This window comes from Microcystis sp. M079S1 (assembly GCF_020246425.1).
GTDB lineage: Bacteria > Cyanobacteriota > Cyanobacteriia > Cyanobacteriales > Microcystaceae > Microcystis > Microcystis aeruginosa.
Genome location: NZ_JADBSZ010000052.1, coordinates 1 through 25,262 on the forward strand (window position 1 = coordinate 1; position 25,262 = coordinate 25,262).

Genomic DNA, 25,262 nt, shown 5'->3' on the forward strand with positions numbered 1-25,262 from the left:
AAGGGAGCGAAAGTCTGAGGAGAGAACCACCTCTGGGTGGGATTTCGCCAGGAATCTAATTCAAGTGGACTCGTTGAGCCAGAAATTCACAGCAGTGATGCTAGAAGAATCCACGTCCGTTTACGGCGTGGGGTATGTCAAACTAAAAATTGTCTTAATATTCTAACCCTGTTGATCATGAAATCTCGTTATCGGCTGCGTCTTCAGATCTGTCTTGTCTTTCTCATTGTTGCTCTGACGAGTTTCTCTCCTTGGCTAACCCCTAGCGCCTATGCGGGGATCGATGATGATCGCCTCGATGGTAATATTTTTGTGGTCTATGCGGGTAATGGTTCCCTCGTGCCACCGCGTTTAAATTTAGCGGAAACTTTTCAACGGAAAATTCCAGCTATTATTGTCTATTATTTGGATGATAGTAGTGATTGTAAGCAATTTGCGGCGATTGTCTCCCGTTTTCAAGAGTTTTACGGTCGCGCCGCCAGCATTATCCCCGTTACTGTCGATTCTATCCCCTTAAAGTCTTCCTATCGTCCCGATGAACCGGGTTACTATTATCGCGGTGGGGTTCCCCAAACGGTGGTTTTAGACCAACAAGGTAAAGTGGTTTATGATGGTTTGGGCAATGTTAAATATGAAGATGTGGATGATGTCTTAAGAAAGGTTTTTGAGCTTCTGCCTCGATCAGAATCGGTAGAGTTAAAAAGACGCTCTTTTAACGAGTTTAACGCTGAATTGCGCTAGTTACCTCTTTTTTATCCTCAATTGAACCAAAAATAATCATTTAGAGATGCTGTCAGCAGCGTCTCTATCTTGTTTTTAGGAACAATAAAATTATTTACTTATTGCTTTTATTATCATTTAAGATTTATTTTAATCAATAAATGCTAGGCAATTCAGATTTTATCTGGAGTAACACTTGAAAAATATTTGCAACAGTGCCAGACTGAAAAAAGTTTGCTAACCTGATTATACTGAGAATAATAATCATTCTTATAGGTGTGGGAGACAACAATGAAAATCAAGCAAAATTTCCTAACAGCAGCGATATTACTGGGTTTTTCTGGTCCGGTACTGGCTAATAGTCTCGAAAACCTCTCTAGTAACCCCATGGCACAGGTGACGACGGTGAATCAATTGCGGGATGTTTCTCCCACCGCCTGGGCTTTTGAGGCATTAAGAAGTCTCGTGGAGAGGTATGGTTGTATAGTAGGTTATCCTGACCGCACTTTTCGCGGTGAACGCGCTTTAACTCGTTGGGAATTTGCCGCCGGGTTGAATTCCTGCTTAAATACCCTAGAAAGATTGATTCAAGAAGGAGTAGCGGTATTAAAAGAAGATCTAGACAGAATCAAGCGATTAGTCAGGGAATTCGAGACAGAATTAGCGGCATTAGGGGCTAGGGTTAATAACTTAGAAAATCGAGTCGCTTTTCTGGAAAATAATCAATTTTCCACCACTACTAAATTAACTGGGGAAGTGGTGATGGCATTATATGGGGTAGCCACAGGAGAAAAAAACGGTGGTGAAGGAATTCCCCAAGTACCAGCTTTTGGTTATCGGGCCCGTTTAGAATTAAATACTAGCTTCACAGGCAAAGATTTACTCTATACCCGTCTAGCAACAGGAAATATTGCCGATTTAGCCGATACCACCGGAACTTTTGCAAGTACCTTAGCCTTTACCCAACCCGACGGCAACGATTTATTGCTAGAAGTTTTAAACTACAGTTTCCCCCTAACGGAAAATATCCAACTCTGGTTAGAAGCGACGGGAGGTGCTAAAGATGACTTTACCAATACCCTCAACTTTTTCGATGGAGATGGTGCTAGTGGGGCGCTTTCCGCTTTTGGTACCCGCAATCCCCTTTATTTTGCCCCCGGACAAACTGGACTCGGTTTACAGGGTAATTATGGGTCTTTCCAGTTCAGTGCCGGTTATCTTGCCGGAGATGCTAACGATCCTAACCCGGGAGGGGGTTTATTTAACGGTTCCTATACTGCCCTAGGGCAGCTGGGTTATGTTCCAGACGAGAATTTTGGCATTGCTTTATCCTACTTTCATGGTTATAACCAATTAGATACGGGAACGGGAAGCCAGCGCTCAAATTTCCAATTTTTCACCGAAGAACTATTCGGGGAGGCTGTCCCGACCATTAATAATAGTTTGGGTTTACAATTTAGTTGGCGAATTGTCGATGGTTTTGTCCTCGGTGGTTGGGGGGGTTACACAAAAGCTATCACCCTTAGCACCTTAGATGGACAACTAGAACGCGGGGATTTAGATATCTGGAATTGGGCGATAACTTTGGCTTTTCCTGATTTATTTAAGGAAGGAAATACGGCTGGTATTATTGTTGGTATGCAGCCCTGGGTATCTAGTTCTAGTATTAGATTAAATGATGGTAGTGCCACTAATGATCCCGATACTTCCTTTCATATCGAAGGATTTTATGAGTGGAAACTCACCGATAATATTGCCCTTACTCCGGGGGTAATCGTGATTACTTCTCCTAACTCGAATAACAACAATTCCACCTTAGTTATCGGTACTATCCGCACGACTTTTACTTTCTGATTTGTCTAGGCAGCCGGTCAGAAATAAACTACTAAGTTTCTCATAAAGATGAAGTATAACGGGATTTGACCTCATCTCTCGACGACCGGCTGCTGTTCTGGCGTTCCCCACTCTCCTATCGCTTTTAAATAGGATTTAGTATCAGTAAGTAAGTGGTTTTAATTATAGCAGTTTTCATCAGAATGAGGTATGGGCAAGGGGCTTAAACCCCTTGTTGGCAAAACTTGTCGATACCTCAGTAACGTGAAAAGTGCTATAAATAGGGTTTGCGGCAAAAAGTTTTTCCTGGGGGCAGGGTGTGGGGTGTAGGGTGTGGGGTGTAGGGTTTTACCGATTTTGAGGGGGTCAATTACCTAATTTTCAGGGAAAAAGTACCTGAATTTCCCCCTGATCACTCCCATGCCAGGCACTTTGGGATTTCAAAAAGGTCTAAAAGTCTTATCCAACTAGATTTTTAGATTTATTCATCAAGCCCTAAATAGAAGATAGATTTTGCCTTCGATCCCCCCAACCCCCCTTGATAAGCTATCCATTATAGGGAGCTTTATTCACAATTTTGTCAGTAAGCACTCCAACCCTTATCCTGACTTGATTTCAGTTTTTTCTTTGTCAGTAAGGGTGTCAACAAGGAATATTACAGATTGTTAACCGAGTCTTGAAAGCCTTGTGCTACAAAGGTTTGAAATGTTAAGAAAGATGTGACTAATGGACAGAAGGGGGTGCCGATGGGCGGTGATCCCCCCTTAATCCACCCTTGATAAGGGGGCTCTGACAATTTTTAACACCTAACTACTTACTAACTTTTTTCTTGATTATGCAATCATTTAACTGGCAAACCGTCGATCGAGATTCTCCTTTTACTACCTTAGATTTTCGGACAAAATTAACCATGATGATCATGGTTACTCTCATCGCTTTTACTTGGGAAAGTCCGATCGCTGGCGGTTTGCTAACTCTTATTGTCGCTTTAGCTTGTCTCTGGGCCGGGGTAAAATGGTCTTATCTCCTCACCATTTTAAAATTCATGGCTCCTTTTTATCTATTCTTATTAATTACCATGGGATTTTTTAATGTGGAACAGGTAAAAAATTTAACGGGAAAAACTGAATTAACTCCCTTATTAACTGTCGGTTCTGCTCAAATGACTGTCGAGGGAACCCTCTACGGTTTAAATGTGATCTTTAAAACTCTCACCATGGTTTTAATTATTCCCCTCGCTATTTTTACCACTGATATAAATCAGATGATGGTCAGTTTAACTAAAGCCAGAATTCCTTACAAAATAGTCTTTATCTTTTCCTCTACCCTGCGCTTATTTCCTCTCCTAGTAGAAGAATCTCGCTCGATTATTTCTGCTCAAAGATTACGAGGATTAGCAATAGAAAAAATGGGTTGGTTACAAAAAGGAAAAATTTACGCTTCTATCGCTGTACCTTTAATTTTAAACGCTATGGCTAAATCGCAAAAACTAGAGGTAGTTTTACAAGCTAAAGCTTTCTCTGGTGATCCTGATCGCACATTTTTACAGGAATCAATCTTAACCAATAAAGACTATTTATTAATTATTGGCTTTCTATTTTTATTGGTTTTGGCAATTATTCTCTATGTAAAATTCGGGGTGGGAAAATTTGCCTGGTTGTTTTAAGATTAATCCCTATTGTATAGCTCGATCGATCTGGGTATATAAAGCTTCTAAATCCCCAGAATTGTCTAAAACAATATCAGCTAAGGCAATTTTTTCGGCTAAAGGCATTTGATTATTAATCCGAGCGATCGCTTGTTCTCTAGTTAAGTTATTTCTAGTCATTAAGCGTTCAATTTGTTGCTCGAAACTGCAAGAAACCACCCAAATCTCTGTGACTAAATGGGTTAATTTGGCTTCCAATAATAAAGGAACAGAAAAAACAACTATCGGGACTTCTAACTGCTCTAAATGCCGCTTAAAACATTCTCTAACGTAGGGATGAATCTGACTTTCTAACCAGATTTTTTCCTCGGGATTATTAAAAATAATCTCTCCTAACTGTTGGCGATTAAGGGAATTATCCTCAGTTTTAACTTTTCTGCCATAACGCTGAAAAATTCTCTCTAAAATTGCCGAACCTTTTTCCACTGCTTCCCGGGCATAAATATCCGCATCAAGGACAGGAATTTTGTAGATATTTTCTAAATAATTGGAAACCGTGGATTTACCACAGGCTATTCCCCCTGTTAACCCGATAATTCTTCTTGACATAAATTATTACAGCGTTTTTTGAAAAGATGAAGTACATTCTCTGCTGGGGTGCATCTCATATTTGTAGAAACACCGACAATTAGCAATTATCAGTTACTCTTAAATCAATACAAATATATGAACAACTGCGTGTAAGCATCTCACCGAAAAGCTAATGCGCGGGGGGTTTGGGGGGTAGAACCCCCCAAGAGTTTGGATTGAGTGATAAAATCGGCAGTAACGCCCAATTTTAGCAGAGAGTTTCCTTTTAAAAATACCAACTTAGTAGATTTACAAAAATGAGATGCACCCGCCCTAACACACCCTAAATTTATAAACTCTCTATCTGTTGTAAAACTCTTGCTTGTACTTGTTGATAGGCAGTTTCCACATCTCCTAAATCGCGACGAAAACGATCCTTATCGAGAATGCGCGCTTGGGCATCCTCTTGGGTTTTATCCCAGAGACGACAGGTATCGGGACTAATTTCATCACCTAGATAAATTTTGCCCGTTTTATCAACTCCAAATTCTAACTTGAAATCGACGAGAATAATCTGGCACTTATCGAAAAATTCTTGCAGATATTGATTGATTTGCAGGGCTAAATCTCGTAACTGATTGACTTGCTCCTCGCTGGCAATATCGATCACTTTTATGCGATCGGGCGTTAACAAAGGATCGCCCAAAGCATCATCCTTGAGGTAAAATTCTACAAGAGGAAAAGGTAAAACTTTCCCCTCCTTTAATCCCGTTTGCTTGCACAAACTCCCAGCGGCGATATTTCTGACTACTACCTCCAAAGGAATAATTTTAATCGCCTTGACGCGCATTTCCCTAGAACTAGGGCGATCAATATAATGGGTAGGTATTCCTAGTAATTCTAACCATTGAAATAGAGCAGTGGAGACAGTACAGTTAATTTCCCCTTTGCCGACAATTTGCCCGCGTTTTTGGGCATTAAAAGCGGTGGCATCGTCTTTGTAATAAGTGAGGAGAATATCGGGATCATCGGTTTGATAGAGAATTTTGGCCTTACCTTCATAGAGTTTTTCCATAGTTATCATCCTCGGCATTGATAAACGAAAATCGATGGTTAATCAGATAGCGGCAGCAGCAAATTTTGGCGATCAACCTAGACAAAAAATTTATATCATTGGGTAGATGATCGTTGAAAAAAAATAATGTATAATTGCTGCTTAAAGATAACTGCCAACATTTTGCGACCGAATCTTAACCTATAACCAAAAAGTGTCACGATCCCAGGGTTCAACTTTTGGCGAATCGGCCCAGTTTTTACTTAAATCCCCAATGATAGCCAACAATTGATATTATCTCCCATTACCATTACCGAAAAATCTAAAGAAATTCCGAAAAATTACCCGCCGTCGCCCTATGAACCAGAATCCTCCTAACGATGATAACCCGAATCTCCCCGATCGCCGCAAGGAGGATTTTCTCTATCCTCGCGCCCCCTACTATGGAGAATTTAAGCCAGAAAACCTGCTATTTAACGCTAATTTACAGGAATTTGCCCAAAAAGTCAGTTTTATTTGTAATCTGGAAACGGGGGGCAAAATCAGTTCTCTAGAAGCCTATCAAAAAATTAAAGCCCTCTGGAAAGACTTAAAACAGAGCAAAAAAGGCCTAGGCATTGGGGAAAATCCCTTTCAAAAAGATGATGATACCTAAAGGGTAATCAGGAAAAATCTCCTCGCTTGATAAAAAATACTGGGACAGAAATATTTTCTGCCCCCATACAATTAGATGAGTAAACGCTTAAAAATTACCGTGATTTTGGATGGCATTTTCTAATTTTGCCACCACTTCCTCGACGCTAATTACTCCTAAATCGCCCGTGGCACGGGTGCGAATACTTAAACTATTACTTTCCATTTCTTTGGCCCCCACCACTGCCATCACTGGAATTTTTTCAGTTTCAGCATTGCGAATCATTTTACCCAAACGTTCGCCACTGGTATCGGTTTCGGCGCGAATTCCTAACAACTGCATTTTCGCTGTCACCTCTTTAGCGTAATCCAATTGAGTATCACTAACCGGTAATAATCGTATCTGGACAGGGGCTAACCAAAGAGGAAAATCTCCCGCGTATTCTTCGATTAAAATACCGATTAAACGTTCCAAAGAACCAAAAGGTGCGCGATGAATCATCACCGGACGTTTACGATTACCATCTTCGGCAACGTATTCTAGTTCAAAACGTTCGGGTAAATTATAATCTACCTGTACCGTTCCTAACTGCCATTCTCTTTCGAGGGCATCTTGGAAAATAAAGTCTAATTTTGGACCATAAAAAGCCGCTTCTCCGGGGGCTTCAAAATAATCCATCCCCAAAGTTTGCACCGCTTTTCTAATCGCTGATTCTGCCTTTTCCCAAGCTTCATCGGAACCGATATACTTATCCGATTCGGGGTCACGAAAACTCAATCGCGCCTTAAAATTCTTTAATTGTAAACTCTTAAACACCGTCAAAATTAAATCAACAACGCTTAAAAATTCCTTGTCTAATTGTTCGGGAGTGACAAACAAATGGGAATCATCGACGGTAAAACCGCGAACTCTAGTCAATCCTCCCAATTCTCCCGATTGTTCGTAACGATAAACTGTACCGAATTCTGCCAAACGCATCGGCAATTCCCGATAGGATCTCAAATCACTTTTATAGATTTGAATATGAAAAGGACAGTTCATCGGTTTGAGGACAAATCCTATTTCTTTACTAGCAGATTCCTCATCGTCTGCCATCATGGGAAACATATCTTCTTTGTACTTTTGCCAGTGACCGGAAATTTTAAACAAATCGACGCGAGCAATATGGGGAGTAACTACGGGTAAATAACCGCGTTTTAACTGTTCTTTTTTGAGAAAATCTTCTAACAAAGAACGAATTAAAGTTCCTTTGGGTGTCCATAAAGGCAACCCCGGCCCGACAGAATCAGAGAAAATAAATAAACCTAATTCTTTGCCTAATTTCCGATGGTCGCGTTTGAGGGCTTCTTGCTTACGGCGCTTGTATTCGGCTAATTGTTGGGGATTTTCCCAGGCTGTGCCGTAAATGCGCTGTAATTGGGCTTTATTCTCATCCCCACGCCAATAAGCACCCGCTACCGTCTCTAATTCGATCGCTTTTGGGTCTAGTTCGCTTGTATTATCTAGATGCGGACCGGCGCACAAATCCCACCAAGCGTCACCAAGATGATAGAGGGTGATGGGTTCTTGAATTCCCGCCAGAATTTCCAGCTTATAGACCTCATTAATCGCTTTAATGCGCTTTTCCGCTTCTTCCCGAGAAACTTGCTCGCGAATCACCGGCAGTTTTTTATTGATAATTTTGACCATCTCTTTCTTGATGTCCTTGAGATCCTTATCGGTAAAAGGTTCCGGCACATCAAAATCGTAGTAAAATCCGGTTTCAGTCCAAGGCCCGATAGTAACTTGGGCTTTCGGGAATAATTTCTGCACCGCCATGGCCATAACATGGGAGGTGGTGTGACGAATGCGCTTGAGGTGGTCGGATTCGCTGGTTTTCGGTAGTTTAATCGGGGCTTGGTTATCCATATCTCTTCAATTTACACCTTCTCTATTCTCTATTTTAATAGTAAAAGGAGTCTTTAGTCAGGAAAAAAATCAGGATAGATATCAATGCCATTTCCCCTCATCTCTAACCTCTAACCCCTCATCTCTATTTCTCGATGAAAAAACTAATTTTATCCTGTTTATTTTTGGGATTGGTTGCTTGTAATGCCTCGGTTAATACCACTGATAACCAAAAACCCAAGGTAATCTCCACCAGCACAATTATCGCCGATTTAACCGCACGAGTGGGCGGTGAAGAAATTGACCATCAAGACATTTTAAAACCGGGGGATGATCCTCACGTTTATGAACCGGTTCCCGCCGATAGTGTGGCTTTAGAAAAAGCTGATTTAATTCTCTATAACGGTTATAATCTCGAACCGGGGTTAATTAAAATGATCGATTCTACGGGAATTAAAGCTAAAAAAGTGGCCGTGGGAGAAGCCATTACACCTTTACAACTGGAAAAAGAGGGGCAGAAAGTCCCCGATCCCCACGTTTGGGGTTCGGCCAAAAACGGTATAATCATGGTGGAGAAAATCCGAGATCAATTGATTGAATTAAGTCCCGAAGATAAAGAGATTTTTACTGAAAATGCCGCCAAATTAATCAGGGAATTAGAAAATCTTGATCACTGGATTACTGCGGCTATTGAAACTATCCCCCCTTCCCAAAGGCAATTAGTCACCACTCATGACGCTTTTCAGTATTATGCTCATGCCTACGGTTTAAAAGTTGCGGGAACTTTAATTGGCATTAGTACCGAAGAACAACCTAGCGCCCAAACGGTGAAAAATTTAGCCGATGCTATTAAAAATCTCCAGGTTCCTGCTATCTTTGCCGAGACGACTATTAATCCCGCTTTAATTACCACTGTAGCCGCAGAAGCGGGGGTGAAATTAGCACCACAACAATTATATTCTGATTCGATCGGTGCGGTGGGTACTGGGGGGGATAGTTATGTAAAAATGCTGAAAGAAAATACTCGCTCGATCGTGGAATCTTTAGGAGGAAAAGTACCTCAAGAAGGTCAATAGACCTCTTGTAAAAATCAAAAAATTGTCCTTAGAGTCAGGAGTTAGGAAGGCAGAAATACCGACAATCAGCAATTATCGGTGACTTTTAGATGATGACAAATGGATCAGCAGCTGCCTGTAAGCATCCCACCGAAAAGCTAATGCGCGGGGGGTTTGGGGGCGGCGCCACGCCCCCAACGGGGGGTTTGGGGGGTAGAACCCCCCAAAAGCTTGGATTGAGGGAAAAAATCGAAAGTAACGCCCGACTTTAGCAGAGAGTTTCCCCTTAAAAATCCCAACTTAGTAGATTTACAAAGCGGGGTTTATTTGCCAAATCCTTTACCGCGATTGACAGCAGGTAAAATGAGACAACTGTTAATCTGTTCTTTTAGGGTTTCATGATCGAGATTTTGACCGATAAGAACTAGCTGATTTTTGGGAGTACCTTTCCATTCGTCATCTTCGAGAGTAAAACGTTTACCACTGAGGTGAAAAATATGACGTTTAGGACTTTCATCAAACCAGAGAATACCCTTAGCGCGGAAAACGCTTTCTGGTAACTGATTATCGAGGAAATATTGGAACTTCCGAATCGAAAAAGGTTGGTCACTAGCAAAGGAAATAGAAGTAAATCCATCCACCTCTAAATGATTGGAATGGTCGTGATGATCATGATCGTGATCGTGGTGGTGATCATGATCGCAATGGTCGTGATCGTGGTGATGATGGTCGTGGTGTTCTTCTTCTGTGTCGAAATATTTATCCGATTCAAATAGTCCGACGCTGAGAATTAGGGGTAAAGGGACTTGACTTTTGCTAGTACGAAGAATTCTTGCTCCTTCCTTCATGTCCCGGATTCTTATTTCTAAAGAATCCACATCCGCTTCATCCACTAGATCGGTTTTATTGAGAACAATAATATCACCGTAGGTGATTTGACTTAAGGCCGCTTGCGAGTTGAATAAATCGAGACTAAAATTGGCACAATCCACCATAGTGACAATGGAATCTAAACGGGTCATTTCCCGTAATTCCGTACCTAAAAAGGTTAAAGCTACCGGTAAAGGATCGGCTAATCCCGTGGTTTCTACGACTAAATAATCGATTTTTTCGGGACGTTCGAGAACTTTATAAACCGCTTGAATTAAATCCTCGTTAATCGTGCAGCAAATACAGCCATTATTTAATTCTACCATGCTGTCATCACTACTGATAATCAGTTCGTTATCGATACCGATTTCACCGAATTCATTGACAAGAACAGCAGTTTTTAATCCCTGTTGATTGCTGAGAATATGATTGAGGAGAGTAGTCTTACCACTACCAAGAAACCCAGTAATAATTGTTACTGGAAGACCTTGTTTTTGCACTGACATCGTGTTAATAGCTTGTGATTCGACGGTTTGCATAATGATTTGGGGGTGAGTATTCTGTCACTAAAAAGCGATTTTTCGGGATGAGATAGCTAGTTTTTCTCGATCAAACAGTCTCCACTCGATCGCCGACTATTTTTATTGTAGATATTTTTGGACCACATCCCATCCTGTTAGGGTAACAAAAAGAAAACCCAGAAACAATAAAAGATTAGTGCCGATGTGGAGAGACCGCGCTAGAGGTGGACGGGTTGTAATGTTCAGTCCGCTAATTGCCGAAACAAAAACCAGAAAAACCACCGATAAACCCGCTATCAGGTGGGAAGAGTGGCCTAAACTGCCATAATGACCGATTGTTCCCACTAATCCGATTCCCAGCAGAATTAAGACCAAAGCAACCATGATCAGGCCGCTGAGGAGATGAAAGGATCTTAACCATTTCGGTCGAGATTGGCCCGCGAGTCGTCGATAACCCATGTTTACCCCCGAAACCGCTAGTAAAAAATAGGCAAAGAGAGCAAATCCCATCGACCAAGCGGCAATTTTCCATAACCAGAGAAAGGAAGGGAGATTCATAGGGGTGGGATTATTATTAGCAAGGAAAGGGACGACCGATCGTGTTAATTTAAGTTTACCGGACAAAAATCAGCAAGTTAGGGCTAATATGTCTCATCTCACCATCGACACGGAAAATAATCAGCGTCAACCCTTTGAGTTACCCGGGGCTAAACCCCATTATAACCCCGATCGACCCGGACAAGTTAATCATATTTTTCTCGATTTAATTATTGATATTCCCCGACAAAGTTTTCAGGGCAGCTGTCAGATTACCCTCACCCCCATTCGTCAGGGAATTAGCAGTTTAACTCTGGACGCGGTGGATCTAAATATTAATTCTGTGTTCATTGAAGGTATCAGTCAACCCTTTGACTATGATCGTTCTCTTCTGACCATTCATCTGCTACAACCCACTACCGATAAACCGATTATCCTGACGATTAACTATCAGGTTAACCAACCACAACGGGGATTATATTTTATCGGCCCCGACGAATACTATCCCGATAAACCGATGCAAGTTTGGACCCAGGGAGAAGATGAAGATTCTCGCTTTTGGTTTCCCTGTTTTGATTACCCTGGCCAATTAGCCACTTCCGAAATTCGGGTTAAAATTCCCCAACCCTATATCGCTATTTCTAACGGGGAATTAATCTCGGTGGAACCCGTGGGTGAGGACAGAATTTATCACTGGTCACAAAAGCAAATTCATCCCACCTATTTAATGACTCTTGCGGTGGGAGATTTTGCCGAATTATGCGACTCATGGAATGGTGTTCCTGTCACTTATTATGTGGAAAAAGGACGGGAAGAAGAAGGCCAAAGAAGTATGGGTAAAACTCCCCGCATGATCGAGTTTTTTAGCCAAAAGTTTGGTTATCCCTATCCCTATCCCAAATACGCGCAAGTTTGTGTAGATGATTTTATTTTTGGTGGGATGGAAAATACTTCTACCACAATTTTAACCGATCGCTGTTTAATTGATCAAAGAGCCAGCATTGATCATACTTGGACAGAAAGCTTAGTTGCCCATGAATTAGCTCATCAATGGTTCGGTGATTTAGTGGTAATTAAACACTGGTCTCACGCTTGGATTAAAGAGGGAATGGCTTCCTATTCTGAGGTTTTATGGACAGAATCGGAATACGGAAAAGCAGCCGGTAGTTATTATTTATTAGGGGAAGCAAGAAGTTATTTAGAAGAAGATACTTCCCGCTATCGTCGTCCGATTGTTACTCATGTTTATCGAGAAGCGATCGAACTTTATGATCGTCATCTCTACGAAAAAGGTGCTTGTGTTTATCACATGATCCGCTCTATTTTGGGGGAAGATTTATTCGGAAAAGCGATTCAGACTTTTGTGCGAGATAATGCCCATAAAACCGTGGAAACTGTGGACTTATTACGGGCGATCGAAAAAGCGACCGGCTACAATTTATTATTCCTCTTTGATCAGTACGTTTATCGCGGTGGTCATCCCGATTATAAGGTGGCCTACAGTTGGGACAATCAGAATAATTTAGCCCAATTAACTGTCACCCAAACCCAGGATGAAAAAGAACTATTCGACTTGAAAATTCCCGTCGCTTTTGCCTATCTCAACTCTGAGGATATTACCTACAATCTGCGGATTCACCAAAAAGAACAAACTTTCTATTTTCCCCTAGCACAAAAGCCCGATTTTGTCAAGTTCGATCGGGGTAATAATTTCCTCAAAACCGTCACTCTTGAGTATCCCATCGGCGAATTAAAAGCGCAATTACAACAGGATACCGATCCAATTTCCCGTATCTATGCAGCGACGGCCATTGCTAAAAAAGGCGGTTTAGAAGCGATCGAAGCTTTAGGGACATCCCTAGAAAATGAGCCTTTTTGGGGGGTGCGTGTGGAGGTGGTCAAACAGTTAGCGACTCTTGGTTTAGATCAGGCGGTTACTGCTTTAATTAAAGGTTTAAACGATGAAAAAGCACAAGTCCGTCGGGCAATTGTCGAGGGATTAAGTGAAATTAAAACCTTAGATAGTTATAATGCGCTTAAATCCCTATTAGAAACTGGAGATGCTAGTTATTATGTGGAAGCGGCCACGGCGCGAGGATTAGGCTCTATGGCCGTGGGACAATTGCAAAATAAAGAAGGGGAAATTATTGACCTACTCAATCATATTTTACAGTTAAGAAAGGGGTGGAATGAGGTAGTAAGAGCGGGCGCAATTGGCGGTTTAAGCCAGTTAAAAACCTCGCCGGCGGCTTTGGAGTCAATTTTGACCTACACGGCTTTAGGCACGCCTCAACCCCTGAGATTAGGAGCTATCCGCGCCCTGGGAGCGATTTCTTCGGGACAAACCACAGACAAATTAACCGTAATTTTGGAACGTTTAGAAACTATTGCCAAGGAAACTTTTTTCTTGACGCAAGTGGCAGTGTGTAACGCTTTAGGACAGATAGAAAATGCCAAAGCTATCGCTATTTTACAAGCTTTGAGCGATCGAACTCCCGATGGTCGCGTGCGTCGTGTAGCCGAGGAAGCAGTACAAAAAGTCCAGAAAAAATTAGGTTCCGAGAAAGCAATTCAGGAAATTCGCGAGGAATTAGAAAAAATGAAACAGGAAAATCAGGAACTTAAAAGTCGTTTGACCAAATTAGAGGCGAAAAATAGTTAGTTAAGCTGAGTTATCAGTTATCAGTCAATATAAACACCGAATTTTGAACAATTATGCCACAATTTATTCAACAGTTAAAAATCAATTTATCCTTGACAGTGATCTAGCAGTTTTATCATTTACTTTCCTAAACATCCTTAGGTGATCATCGCCAATAAACCTTGATAAAAAATCTGAAAACTAGGAGAACAATTATGAGCGGGAGTCATAAATTGAGAAATTTCTCTGGCTGCTTTCACTTTTTCTAAACCTCCTCGATGATACCCAGCTTTTTGAAGTATCTTTTCTAAGTTTTCCCAAGTTCCCCCCGTAATTTCATCCGGTTTTCTGTATTTTGCTTGCTGTCCCACATTAGTAGAAACTTTGGGATAGGCTGAGACTATAGCCTGAATATCACCAAAAAACCAAGCTTCTAATTCTTCTATAGCAATTCTATTTAACACCTGAAATGTTTTTTTATCTTCGCTAATCGTTTTAGTGATCAGTCCTGTTTGTTGGGCAATATTTTCTAACTTTTCTTTGAGCATTTGACAATCTTCATTGTCTCTATCTACAAGAATAATGATTCGATAATCATCGGGTATCCAGCATTTATAACCTTTTAATCGCTCCGGTAGTTTTTTGATTAAATCGGATTTACCTCGAAAGGCATGAATTTTATAGGTGACATTCTCAAATAATATTTGAGGTAAAATTTGATTTAAACATTCTTGGGTAGAAAATTCTTCAACTAAAAATTCAAGATGCACTTTTTCCCTCCTTTGCTATTAAATTTAAATGCTAGGATTACCCACATCAAAATAGTCCTCCATCCATAATTGACCCAACAAAGCACCATTTTGAATAAATTCCTTAACTCCTTGCATTGCTGAAGTACGTTTAGCTTGAGTAAAACCATTTTCATCTCGATAAAGTACCCAAACCTCCTCCGGTTTCAAACCATCTACAAAAAAGGGAGAATGAGTTGTTACCATTAATTGTGTACTTGCGGTCGCTGCCCGACATTCTTCTGCTAATTCAGGTAATAAACGGGGATGAAGATGATTTTCTGGTTCTTCTATTCCCAGTAATTGCGGAGGGCTTGGATCATATAATATAGTTAAATAAGCCAACATTTTTAAAGTGCCATCGGAGGCAAATTTGGCAAGAATTGGATCTTGAAAAGGTGCGTCTTTAATTTGAAGTAAAAGCTGTCCATTCGGCATAATAGATGCTTCTACTTTTTCTAATCTGGGAATTCGACGAGAAAGGGTTTGTAAAATAGATTCTAATCGTTGAGGATGATCTTCTTTTAAATATTGAATAACATTAGGTAAATTGTCACCAGTTGGCGATAATCTTTCTTGCGCTCCTGCTTCTGGTTGAGTGCGAGTATTATCTGCGGTTAAGTAGGAAAGATACCAACTTGTGATAAAACGACGCAAAGCACTAACCCGGGGATGTTTGGCCAATTGTCCGAGGGTACTAACAGCTAAAAATTCCGGGGAGTCTAATCGTTCAGAAATTCGTTTATCTTTTGGTTTGGGATTTTCTCCACTAATCACTATTCCTCCCCCTTCTTTAAAGTCTAAAAAGCGATAAGGTTTGCCCTTCGCTCCTTGTCTCCACTGTAACCATTCTTCGGCAACATAAGGGCGATTGTTAGCTTCATTAATAGCCAAATGATAGGTAATTAAAGGTGATGCCAATTTTTCTCGATATTTTAATTCGATAATGATGTAACCTTCTTGTCCTCTGGTTCTTAATTCTTTAAATCTTCCCCGTCTGTCCCAAGCTTTTTTTAAACCAACAGTAAAACATTCAGAGAGAAAGGCAAAGACATCAAATATGGTAGATTTTCCGCTCCCATTAGGACCGAGAAAAACGGTTAAAGGAGTAATGCTTTTTAATTCTAAGTCCTGTAAAGCTCGGTAATTTTGCACGCGCAGATTTTCGATTCGAGGTATAGAGTTTTTAGACATTGATTGTTGCTCTCTGCTGCTTTTAGCTCGTCTTGTCCCAGATTAGCTGTTAATTTCGCCAGTTCCCCGAAAAAACTGGTCAATTTTTAGTAATCTCTACTTATAATACCAAATCCAATCGGTGATCAGATACACCCATTTCTCTTTCCTGAGTTTCCCCATCATCTGCTTTGTCAAGACCAGAATCGGCCTTGACTTGGCTTTAAGGTTTATTTTATAGATGCCTTTGATGTTAACAGTAGGGAACTATGGCATAATCCAGTTATACTTCATCTTTATGAAAAACTCTTTAATAAACCTAGAGTTTTTAAATTGAGTAATCGATAACTTTCTCACTTTTATTGTCAAAATCAGTGAGTAAGGTCGCTTTTCTCGGTTTTAAATGTACCGTTTGTTCTGGTTGTAACTGTAATTGCTTGTATTCCTCACGATTGAGATAAGCCACCACCATTTCCCCATCGGCTAAGATTAATTCTACTTGTATTTCCCAGCCTAAATGAATAACTCTTTTTACCACTGCCCAACTATTCAAACCATCTTGTTCGGGCATAATTTCCAGGTCGTGGGGACGGATAAAAACGGTGGAATTATGACCCTGATGATGTCCATTTCCTAATCCTGCTAGATTAGGTAAGATATTCACTTCCCCAATAAATTGCATCACAAAAGGTGTGGCAGGATGATCGTAAATTTCGGCGGGAGAACCCACCTGTTCAATTTTACCATGATTCATCACGACAATCGTATCGGCTACTTCCATTGCTTCCTCTTGATCGTGGGTAACAAAAACACTGGTAACGTGAACTTCTTTATGTAAATTTCTCAGCCATACCCTTAATTCTTTTCTAACTTTTGCATCTAAAGCTCCAAAGGGTTCATCTAATAATAATACATTCGGTTGAATGGCTAAAGCGCGGGCTAAAGCTACTCTTTGCCGTTGTCCTCCCGATAATTGGGCGGGATAGCGATCGCCTAATCCTTGTAATTGAATTAATTCTAATAATTCCTCAACTTTTTTCTTAATTACTGGCGATTTTTGCTGGCGAATTTCTAGACCAAAAGCAATATTTTGACGAACAGTTAAATGTTTAAATAGGGCATAATGTTGAAAAACAAAGCCGATATTTCTCCGTCTAGGATCCACATGGGTGGTATCTTGTCCGTTAATGATAATCGCGCCACTGTCGGGACTTTCTAATCCGGCAATTGAACGTAATAAGGTGGATTTTCCCGATCCCGATGGTCCGAGGAGGGCGACTAATTTGCCTTCAGGAATGGTTAAACTGATATTATCTAAAGCTTGAAAATTGCCGAAACGTTTAGAAACTTGCTGGATGGTAATACTCATATTTTTAGGTTTTTTGTAGAACGTAGGTTGGGTTGAAGCATGAAACCCAACGCCCGCTCATATTTTTAGGTTTTTTGTAGTTAGGTAGTGTGAATTTTGTGGGCGGTTTTACGTTCGAGAATTTCTTTGATAATTAAAGTAACTCCCGCTAGTAAGGCGAGAATAGCCGCCGCACTAAAAGCGGCAGGAGTTAGATAATTTTTATAGGCCTGTTCTACGAAAATTGGCAGGGTAGCAGTTCTCCCTAAAATACTGCCAGAAACCACAGAAACCGCCCCAAATTCTCCCATCGCCCGGGCATTAGTTAACAGCACTCCGTACATCAATCCCCAACGAATATTGGGTAAAGTTATGCGCCAGAAAATCTGCCAATCACTTGCCCCTAAAGTGCGCCCCGCTTCCTCTTGTTCCAAGCCAATTTCTTCTAAGACTGGGATAACTTCTCTAGCGACAAAAGGCATAGTAACAAATATAGTTGCTAATACCATTCCGGGTAAAGCAAAAAGTATTTTTATATCGAAAAATTCTAGGAAAGAACCTAACCAACCATTGCGCCCATAGAGCAGTACAATCATTAAACCCGCTACCACGGGAGAAACGGCAAAAGGTAAGTCAATTAAACTAATTAATAAAGTTTTGCCACGAAATTGATTGCGAGCAATTACCCAGGCTGCACAAAGTCCAAAAATTGTGTTTAAAGGTACAGTAATTAGGGCAATAATTACTGTTAATTTTACCGCTTCGATAAAGTCAGAAGTTCCCGCCGCTTCTAAAAACGCTTGGAATCCATTGCGAAAAGCATAGTAAAATACTGCCGCTGCTGGAATAAATAATAATAGTGCCAGATAAACAAGGGCGATGATAATTAGTAGGGGTTTGTAATCCCACTCTTTCGGTTTAGTTGATTTTTTTAGACTCAGCATTTTTGATCTGTCTCCAGTTATACCCTAATATTTTTTACTCTTTACTTAACTCTGTATTTTTGCCCCCATTGCTGCAGGAAATTAATTACTACTAACATGAACAAAGAAACCAGTAATAAAACCATGCCGATTACTGTCGCACCTGTGTAATCATATTCCTCTAGTCTTTGGAAGATTAAAACTGGGGCAATTAAATCCTTAAAGGGAATATTAGATGAGATAATAACTACGGAACCATATTCACCGATCGCTCTGGCAAAACCGAGGGCAACTCCTGTTAAAATAGCGGGTAGTATTGTGGGAAAAATAACTCGCCAGAAGATTTGCCAAGAGGAAGCGCCGAGGGATAAAGCCGCTTCTTCTACTTCTTTTTCCATTTCCTGTAAAACTGGCTGTAAGGTGCGGACAATGAAGGGTAAAGCGATAAATAACATCGCCACAAAAACCCCTAAAATGGTAAAGGATATCTTAATACCAAAGGGGGCAAAAAATTGACCGAGCCAACCGTTATCACTGTAAACTGTGGCTAGGACTAAACCGGCAACAGAAGTGGGTAAAGCAAAGGGCAAATCCACACAAGCATCGACAATTTTTTTACCTGGGAATCGATAACGCACTAATACCCAAGCGATAATAGTGCCAAAAACTCCGTCAATTAATCCGGCGATTAAGGAAGTAAAAAAAGTGACTTGGTAAGCGGATAAAGAAATCGGTAAAGTGGCAACACGCCAAAATTCGGCAAAACCAAGAGTTAGGGATTTAGCAAATAGTGCCGCTGCTGGTAAAACCAACAAAACCACTAGATAACTAATGGTAATTACCCAAGGAATAGAAACTTTTTTCAGGGGTTGACTGGGAGATAAAGATAATTGTGGGTTAGCCATTGTTTATTATTGCTAGAGATTACCAATTGTCCGCTTCTTCAAGAACTTGTGCTGAATCATACCAAACTTCTACATCTAAATCTGCCAGATAGGAAAGGGCATTTTCTATCCCTTGGGAGTTGCCTTGTAGTTGTAGATCGAACCAGCCATCTTGATTATTATTTGCCGCTAACAAAGCGGAAAATATATTCACTTTTAGACCGGGAAAAGACCCTAAACGTGCTATAATTGGCTCGTTAATATATTGTTTAGGAATCCGAATTTTTATTCTTCGGGACGTGGGGCGATCGAGTCCCGATTGATCGAGATGTAAATCACTTTGGGGATGATTAATAGTCTGCCATTGAGGTTGATTATCCATGGTTTTTCTCCTTAAGATTTACCAGCTTTAGTCAGAATTTTATCGAACAAGGCTCCATCTTCAAAGAATTGTTTTTGTACCTTATCCCAACCGCCTAAATCCTGCACGGTAAAGAGATTTTTTATCTGAGGAAATTTACTCTCAAACTCTTTAACTATCGTCGGTTCAACGGGACGAAACCCCACCTTAGCAAATTCTCTTTGTGCCTCTGGGGTAAATAAAAACTGCACAAAAGCCTCCGCCACTTTTCTCGTACCTTTTTTATCCACATTGGCATCAACAACCGCCACGGGATTATCAATAGAAATATTATAATCAGTGGGAACAGTATAGGCTAAATTCTCACCTTTTTGGTTAGCGAGAATCATCTCGTTTTCGTAATTAATTAGCACATTTCCCTGGCCTTGTTTAAAAAATACATCACTAGATTCACGAGCATCTCTAGGTAAAACTGGCGCATTTTTAAACACTTTTTCGACAAAAGTTTGCGCCGCTTGTTCACTGCCTTCCGCTTGCGTCACCGAACCCCAAAGAGCGAGAAAATTCCAGCGCGCTCCGCCAGAAGTCTTGGGATTAGCGGTAATAACTTTAATATTATCCTTGGCTAGATCTGACCATTTATTAATTTTAATATTGGCATCACGAGGAACAAAAGCCACTACAGATTTATGAACAATAGAGTCATTGGGAGCTTCTTTTTCCCAACCGGGTTGAATTAATCCCGCTTGCTCAATTTTCTTGGTATCCAAAGCTAAAGCCAACGCTACCACATCCGCTTCTAAACCATCGATAACGGCACGAGTTTGGGAACCGGAACCACCATAACTCTGTTCAAAAGTTACTTTTTGCCCCGTTTTTTGTTGCCATTCCTCGACAAATTTGGGAATGATTTTTTCGTAGGCACTTTGGGTGACAGCATAGGAAACAAGTGTCACAGTCACGGGTTTTTGGCTGTCATTGCCGCTATTGGTGGGGGATGGGGTGCAAGATGCCAGCATTCCTCCCGTCAGGACAGTTGCCATGAGTAGGGATAAACAAGACTGGGATGACTGCATCGGCGGCGCTCCTAAGCTTTACTCTGAGGTTGTATCTGTTTTCAGGTGTAGTTTAATCCTACAGCATGGAAAACAAAATTTCAATACATTTATAAAACAAATTGGAAATAAGGTGATAACAAGGGAAACTGTGAGAAGATGGAATCAGTGCTACATCTAGGTTTGAGACTATGGGCAAGAGCGTCAAAACCAAAAAAACAACCCTCCTACAACAACTGATTAACCAGAGTTTTCTCTTTCGCGGACTAGAGGAGGCTTGGTTAAGTCAGTATCTGGATGCTGACAATCTCAAGTTAGAGACGCTATTTTCCAATCGTCCAGTCTATACGGCTTTTCTCCCCGATGAATTTCTAGATGTTTTGTATGTGATTTTGAATGAGGGTGTAATCGTCGTCCGCAGCACCCCCCTCGACCGGATTATTGCCATTACCTACCCCGGCGGCTGTTTTGGCATGAGGAGTTTACCCTTTAGTTATGGTTTAGCCAGTCGCGCCTTTCCCTGTTTGGTGGAATCCTATAAAACTACCCACGTCCTGAAAATTCCCTTATCGGCGCTAGAAAAGATTTACAACGATAACGAAAGTTTTCGTCAACGGTACTGTTTTTTATTTGAATTACAGCAAAAATTCGAGTATCATTTGCTTAATTGCAGTAGCTATCCACCCCAAGCTGTAGCCACTTTACTCAGAGCTTTAATCTATCAAGAAAGAGAATTAGGCAGTCAACCGAGTGCCGAAAATATCTATACTTTTGATCTATCCGTCGATATGATTGCTCGCGCTTGTCAACTCAATCAACGCACCGTCGAACAGGTATTAAAAGGATTGCAAAACGTGGGATTAATTGCCTCAGAATCGACGGGGGATTTAATTCGGGTACTGGATGCCGAGGGTTTAAAAGAAGTGTACAGTGCCACCAGGGATAAAGTTAATTGGTGGCCCCTCAGATAAGTAGGTTTGGCCTTATTTATTATTGCCATTGACAGCGCTTTAAAGCATCTTCGGCAGCCGCTTTGGTGGCATCCTGTTTCCGTTTACCTTTACCTGTACCGTAGAGAAGGTTATTAACCCGCACTTCGGCAGTAAATTCCCTAGCGTGGGGGGGTCCTGTCACATCGATGATCGCATATTCTGGATTAGAGGCGAAATTGGCCAGCGCCCACTGTTGAAAGAGATTTTTGGCATCGATAAAAGATGGCGATTCCGATTGTTGAGAGACTAAATGAGAGGCTACAGGGATAAAAAGCCCGTGCAGATAGTTTTTAACCGCATTTAACCCCGAATCTAGATAATAAGCCCCAATTATCGCTTCAAAAGTGTCCGCTAATAGGGTAGGATTCGATCGCCCCCGATCTTTAATTGCCCCCTTACCCAAACGCATTAACTCCCCCAGGCCGATTTCGATGCCTAATTGCGCTAATTGTTCTTCTTTGACCAAATTTGACCGCAAACGGGTTAATTCTGCCTCATTCATGGCGGGATATTTTTGATACAAAAGTTCGCCCACCAAAAAAGCCAAAATCGCATCGCCCAAAAATTCTAGGCGCTCGTTATTTTCCGTCAATTGGGACTGTTCATTAACATAGGAACGATGGGTTAAAGCTTGGGTGAGAAGGAGAGCATTTTGAAAAGGAGGCAAACAAGACATTACAGAAATGATCAAGTCAAGAGCATTTCTTATCTTAATCTGACCCCACCCCGAATAGATGAGACGAACGATCCTTTTTTTACTGTTTTTTCCAGCTAGTTTAGGCATAATCTCCCAAATATTCTCACCGGAAAACCTATCCGCTGCTATTCTTGCCCTAGGTACCCTGGTGATGTGTATAGAACAGGCACGCATGGCAGCGGTGGACTTGGCAGAAATTGCCCAATTTCAGCAAAAAACCAGCGATCCTCGCCTTGATCGCTTTTTTATGGTTACAATTAGTACAATTGTTTTAGAATTGTCGGGCTTTTATGTGGCTGCCCTCTGGATAGGATGGGGAGCTTTAATAGTTTTAGTCAGTCAAATTTGGTTTCAATGTTTAGCCAAAATTCAACTGCAGCCAAGCACGGAAAAAATTATTGACCATGGCATAGGGCCACGTTTACCCATCTTACTGGCTGACGGAATCGGCATAATCTTCGTGGCTTTCTGGTTAGCCAAAATTGCCCCCCTAATTATGGCCATGACTTTAACGACAATGTTGTTAATCTACGGCTCTATTAAGTATCTTTTCAGAACTGGGGAGGGGAGAGAAAGGAAAATCCAGAGGCTGCAATCCCTATAAATGGGCGCTCAGAGACTCTGACGCAGTTTAAATTCAGTACAGCTTAGGGACTTGCGTGAGAATCATATCCCAATCGATCGGAGGGCGCAAGCTTTGCGCCCCTACAGTAACGGATTTTGTCGACAATGTAGGGGCGAACTGCGTTCGCCCAAAAGGTACATTATCAAAGCGCAAGTCCCTTACCACAACCGACGGGGAGGCGAATAGCACCGGCGGGTATTTTATCGAATAAAAAAGAGATTTCAGGTTAAAAATTAAATAAAGAGCATATTTAAGCTTATTTATGCTCTTTAATGCCCAATTATGCGCTTGTTTAAGTGATGACAAGCTAATTATCCTCTAGTCTTTGTTAAAAATTAATTAATAATTATTCTCAATTATTTGAGGTGATTACTCTAGCTGCGATCCAAGATTCATGCTGAAAAGCCTTGATTTTCAAAGGCTGATCAGGCTAAAAATACTGATGTATTAAAGTATGCCGAGCAACTGTAACAATTCTTAACTTGACTTTATTGAGAATTATTCTAGACTAAGACTTAAAGCTTATTGCATATAATTATCAATAAGCTTGGTTCTATTTTCGTTAAAAGATGCCATGCAGACCTACGATAATCCTCAGATCGAATACGACTGGTGGGCAGGAAATGCCCGTTTTGCCGATAAATCAGGCTTATTTATCGTCGCCCACGTTGCCCAAGCTGCTTTAATCGCTTTTTGGGCAGGAGCCTTCACCTTATTTGAAATTTCCCAGTATCGCCCCGATATAGCCATGGCAGAACAGGGCTTAATTTTACTGCCGCACCTGGCCACTTTAGGCTTTGGAGTCGGAGAAAAGGGGCAAATCATCGATATCTATCCCTTTTTCGTGATTGGCTCAATTCATCTGATTTCTTCGGCAGTTTTGGGAGCAGGAGCCTTATTTCACCTGTTAAGAGTCCCAGAAACCCTGAAAGATTCCTCCGGTCCGGGGAAAAAATTCCATTTCGATTGGAGTGAACCCCGACAATTAGGAGTTATTCTCGGTCATCACCTGCTCTTTTTAGGTATAGCTGCATTATTATTAGTGGCCAAAGCTATGTACTGGGGGGGATTATACGACGCAACTATCGGCGCTGTCCGAGTCGTTAGTGAACCAACCCTCGATCCTTGGGTTATCTATGGCTATCAAATCCACTTTGCTACTGTGGACAATCTCGAAGATTTAGTCGGTGGTCATATCTACGTCGGTTTAATGTTAATTGGGGGAGGTATCTGGCATATTATCGTTCCCCCGCTCAAATGGGCGAGAAATGTGCTGATTTTCTCCGGAGAAGCCATTTTATCCTATTCTTTGGGCGGAATTGCCCTCGCTGGTTTCGTGGCCGCCTATTTCTGTGGGGTAAATACCCTCGCTTATCCAGTCGAATTTTACGGGCCAATTTTAGAAGTGAAGTTAGGAATTGCTCCCTACTTTGCCGACAGGGTGAAATTGCCCTTTGGAGTACATACGGCGCGCTGTTGGTTGGCTAATGCCCACTTTTTCCTCGCTTTCTTCTTTTTACAAGGTCATCTCTGGCACGCTTTACGCGCGATGGGTTTTGACTTTAAACGAGTAGAAAAAGCCTTAAATGCGATAGAAGCCTAGTTTTTTCAAGGAAGATTAGGATAAACTATCGATTTTCCTAATTTTCCCCGCTGATCAATCTTTCTAACTGTCCCTTATGCCTTACTGTACCTGTTGTAACACCAAATTGCTGCATCACATTGGACGCTCTCGCTCTTATTGGTACTGTAGTTCTTGCCGGCAGGAAATGCCAGTTTCAGAGGGAGAAAACTGTAATCAGGGGCTTTATTCCCTATCAAGGAGAATTAAGAGTTAAACTCACTTATTTCGCAACAAGGACAAATTTTATGGCAAAAATTGGCTTATTTTTTGGCACGCAAACCGGCAAAACCGAAACGGTGGCGGAAATGATTCAGAAAGAATTTGGAGGTGAGGCAATTGTAGAATTACACGATATCTCCTCCGCTTCTACCGAGGATTTTGCCCCCTACGATGCCCTGATTATCGGTTGTCCCACCTGGAATATCGGCGAATTACAAAGCGATTGGGAGGGTTTTTACGATGAATTGGATGACATTGATTTCGTCTCCAAAAAGGTCGCTTATTTCGGGATGGGGGATCAAATCGGTTATGCGGATAACTTTCAAGATGCTCTGGGGATACTGGAAGAAAAAATCGCCTCCCTAGGGGGTAAAACCGTCGGTTACTGGCCGACAGAAGGTTACGATTTTAACGAGTCGAAAGCCCTAAAAAATGGCAAATTTGTCGGTTTAGCCCTCGATGAAGACAACCAATCCGATTTAACTGAACAACGGATCAAAACTTGGGTCGCGGGACTTAAGGGCGAATTTGGCGTTTAGTTAGCTATCAATCAGTTATCAGTTATCAGTTATCAGTGAATAGTATTAAGTGGCTAGTTCGCAG

At 41.3% G+C, this 25,262-nt stretch carries 23 protein-coding genes; 10 read left to right on the top strand and 13 right to left on the bottom strand.

The genetic code is table 11. The features are described from left to right. Positions 1–177 precede the first annotated feature (177 nt). The 3 genes from IM456_RS02765 to IM456_RS02775 all read left to right on the top strand — a co-directional run bounded on the left by IM456_RS02765 (position 178) and on the right by IM456_RS02775 (position 4,219). Positions 178–741, top strand: coding sequence for a thylakoid membrane photosystem I accumulation factor (locus IM456_RS02765; RefSeq protein ID WP_149986934.1), 564 nt, complete (start codon positions 178–180; stop codon positions 739–741). Positions 742–1,011: 270 nt separating this feature from the next. Next, entirely contained in the window at positions 1,012–2,574 is a 1,563-nt protein-coding gene (locus IM456_RS02770) for an iron uptake porin (RefSeq protein WP_287692814.1), read from the top strand. 814 nt (positions 2,575–3,388) lie between these two features. Continuing rightward, positions 3,389–4,219, top strand: coding sequence for an energy-coupling factor transporter transmembrane component T family protein (locus IM456_RS02775; RefSeq protein WP_149986936.1), 831 nt, complete (start codon positions 3,389–3,391; stop codon positions 4,217–4,219). A gap of 9 nt (positions 4,220–4,228) precedes the next feature. On the opposite strand, the gene coaE is transcribed toward IM456_RS02775, so the two are convergent. Both coaE and purC read right to left on the bottom strand, forming a co-directional pair. Further along, a complete protein-coding gene (coaE, locus tag IM456_RS02780; protein WP_287692817.1) occupies positions 4,229–4,810 on the bottom strand; it encodes a dephospho-CoA kinase in 582 nt (193 codons plus the stop codon). A gap of 310 nt (positions 4,811–5,120) precedes the next feature. After that, positions 5,121–5,846, bottom strand: coding sequence for a phosphoribosylaminoimidazolesuccinocarboxamide synthase (gene purC / locus IM456_RS02785; protein ID WP_287692819.1), 726 nt, complete (start codon positions 5,844–5,846; stop codon positions 5,121–5,123). A gap of 337 nt (positions 5,847–6,183) precedes the next feature. Here purC and IM456_RS02790 point away from each other — a divergent pair, with 337 nt between their 5' ends. Further along, positions 6,184–6,480, top strand: a complete 297-nt coding sequence (locus tag IM456_RS02790) for a DUF7219 family protein (protein WP_002743720.1) — start codon at positions 6,184–6,186, stop codon at positions 6,478–6,480. 87 nt (positions 6,481–6,567) lie between these two features. Here the strand turns inward: IM456_RS02790 and thrS are convergent, their stop codons facing one another. Continuing rightward, complete coding sequence (gene thrS, locus IM456_RS02795; RefSeq protein ID WP_149987354.1) at positions 6,568–8,367, bottom strand: threonine--tRNA ligase; 1,800 nt, start codon at positions 8,365–8,367, stop codon at positions 6,568–6,570. A gap of 134 nt (positions 8,368–8,501) precedes the next feature. Here thrS and IM456_RS02800 point away from each other — a divergent pair, with 134 nt between their 5' ends. Beyond that, complete coding sequence (locus tag IM456_RS02800; RefSeq protein WP_287692821.1) at positions 8,502–9,422, top strand: metal ABC transporter solute-binding protein, Zn/Mn family; 921 nt, start codon at positions 8,502–8,504, stop codon at positions 9,420–9,422. A 302-nt stretch (positions 9,423–9,724) separates the two neighbouring features. On the opposite strand, the gene IM456_RS02805 is transcribed toward IM456_RS02800, so the two are convergent. Next, positions 9,725–10,810 (bottom strand): CobW family GTP-binding protein, encoded by a 1,086-nt coding sequence (locus IM456_RS02805; RefSeq protein ID WP_149987352.1) that lies wholly within the window; start codon positions 10,808–10,810, stop codon positions 9,725–9,727. A gap of 102 nt (positions 10,811–10,912) precedes the next feature. After that, the gene (locus IM456_RS02810; RefSeq protein WP_046660890.1) at positions 10,913–11,350 is read right to left on the bottom strand and encodes a DUF4079 domain-containing protein; all 438 of its coding nucleotides are present in this window, start codon (positions 11,348–11,350) and stop codon (positions 10,913–10,915) included. Between the two features lie 4 nt (positions 11,351–11,354). On the opposite strand from IM456_RS02810, the gene IM456_RS02815 reads away from it, so the two are divergent. Continuing rightward, entirely contained in the window at positions 11,355–13,991 is a 2,637-nt protein-coding gene (locus IM456_RS02815; RefSeq protein ID WP_149987351.1) for a M1 family metallopeptidase, read from the top strand. Positions 13,992–14,128: 137 nt separating this feature from the next. Here the strand turns inward: IM456_RS02815 and IM456_RS02820 are convergent, their stop codons facing one another. The 7 genes from IM456_RS02820 to IM456_RS02850 form a co-directional block, all read right to left on the bottom strand. Then, a complete protein-coding gene (locus IM456_RS02820; RefSeq protein WP_149987350.1) occupies positions 14,129–14,740 on the bottom strand; it encodes a DUF4276 family protein in 612 nt (203 codons plus the stop codon). Between the two features lie 24 nt (positions 14,741–14,764). After that, the gene (locus IM456_RS02825; RefSeq protein ID WP_079208723.1) at positions 14,765–15,952 is read right to left on the bottom strand and encodes an AAA family ATPase; all 1,188 of its coding nucleotides are present in this window, start codon (positions 15,950–15,952) and stop codon (positions 14,765–14,767) included. Positions 15,953–16,259: 307 nt separating this feature from the next. After that, the gene (locus tag IM456_RS02830; RefSeq protein ID WP_287692825.1) at positions 16,260–17,300 is read right to left on the bottom strand and encodes a sulfate/molybdate ABC transporter ATP-binding protein; all 1,041 of its coding nucleotides are present in this window, start codon (positions 17,298–17,300) and stop codon (positions 16,260–16,262) included. Positions 17,301–17,380: 80 nt separating this feature from the next. Continuing rightward, positions 17,381–18,223, bottom strand: coding sequence for a sulfate ABC transporter permease subunit CysW (gene cysW, locus IM456_RS02835; RefSeq protein ID WP_002797969.1), 843 nt, complete (start codon positions 18,221–18,223; stop codon positions 17,381–17,383). Between the two features lie 41 nt (positions 18,224–18,264). Then, the gene (gene cysT, locus IM456_RS02840) at positions 18,265–19,107 is read right to left on the bottom strand and encodes a sulfate ABC transporter permease subunit CysT (RefSeq protein ID WP_002797970.1); all 843 of its coding nucleotides are present in this window, start codon (positions 19,105–19,107) and stop codon (positions 18,265–18,267) included. Positions 19,108–19,126: 19 nt separating this feature from the next. After that, a complete protein-coding gene (locus IM456_RS02845; RefSeq protein WP_002768372.1) occupies positions 19,127–19,468 on the bottom strand; it encodes an NIL domain-containing protein in 342 nt (113 codons plus the stop codon). Between the two features lie 11 nt (positions 19,469–19,479). Next, positions 19,480–20,523, bottom strand: coding sequence for a sulfate ABC transporter substrate-binding protein (locus IM456_RS02850; RefSeq protein ID WP_287667742.1), 1,044 nt, complete (start codon positions 20,521–20,523; stop codon positions 19,480–19,482). 170 nt (positions 20,524–20,693) lie between these two features. Between IM456_RS02850 and IM456_RS02855 the strand changes: the two genes are divergently transcribed. Beyond that, positions 20,694–21,473 carry a Crp/Fnr family transcriptional regulator gene (locus tag IM456_RS02855; protein ID WP_002802585.1) on the top strand — a complete coding sequence of 260 codons (780 nt, stop codon included), beginning with the start codon at positions 20,694–20,696 and terminating at the stop codon, positions 21,471–21,473. A 19-nt stretch (positions 21,474–21,492) separates the two neighbouring features. Here IM456_RS02855 and rnc read toward each other — a convergent pair whose 3' ends face one another. Next, positions 21,493–22,170, bottom strand: coding sequence for a ribonuclease III (gene rnc, locus IM456_RS02860; RefSeq protein ID WP_052278499.1), 678 nt, complete (start codon positions 22,168–22,170; stop codon positions 21,493–21,495). Between the two features lie 58 nt (positions 22,171–22,228). On the opposite strand from rnc, the gene IM456_RS02865 reads away from it, so the two are divergent. The 3 genes from IM456_RS02865 (at position 22,229) to fldA (ending at position 25,198) form a co-directional block, all read left to right on the top strand. Then, positions 22,229–22,795, top strand: coding sequence for a hypothetical protein (locus tag IM456_RS02865; protein WP_287692827.1), 567 nt, complete (start codon positions 22,229–22,231; stop codon positions 22,793–22,795). Between the two features lie 595 nt (positions 22,796–23,390). Then, entirely contained in the window at positions 23,391–24,419 is a 1,029-nt protein-coding gene (locus tag IM456_RS02870) for a chlorophyll a/b binding light-harvesting protein (RefSeq protein WP_287692884.1), read from the top strand. 266 nt (positions 24,420–24,685) lie between these two features. After that, positions 24,686–25,198, top strand: a complete 513-nt coding sequence (gene fldA / locus IM456_RS02875) for a flavodoxin FldA (RefSeq protein WP_002760221.1) — start codon at positions 24,686–24,688, stop codon at positions 25,196–25,198. The last annotated feature ends 64 nt before the right edge of the window (positions 25,199–25,262 follow it).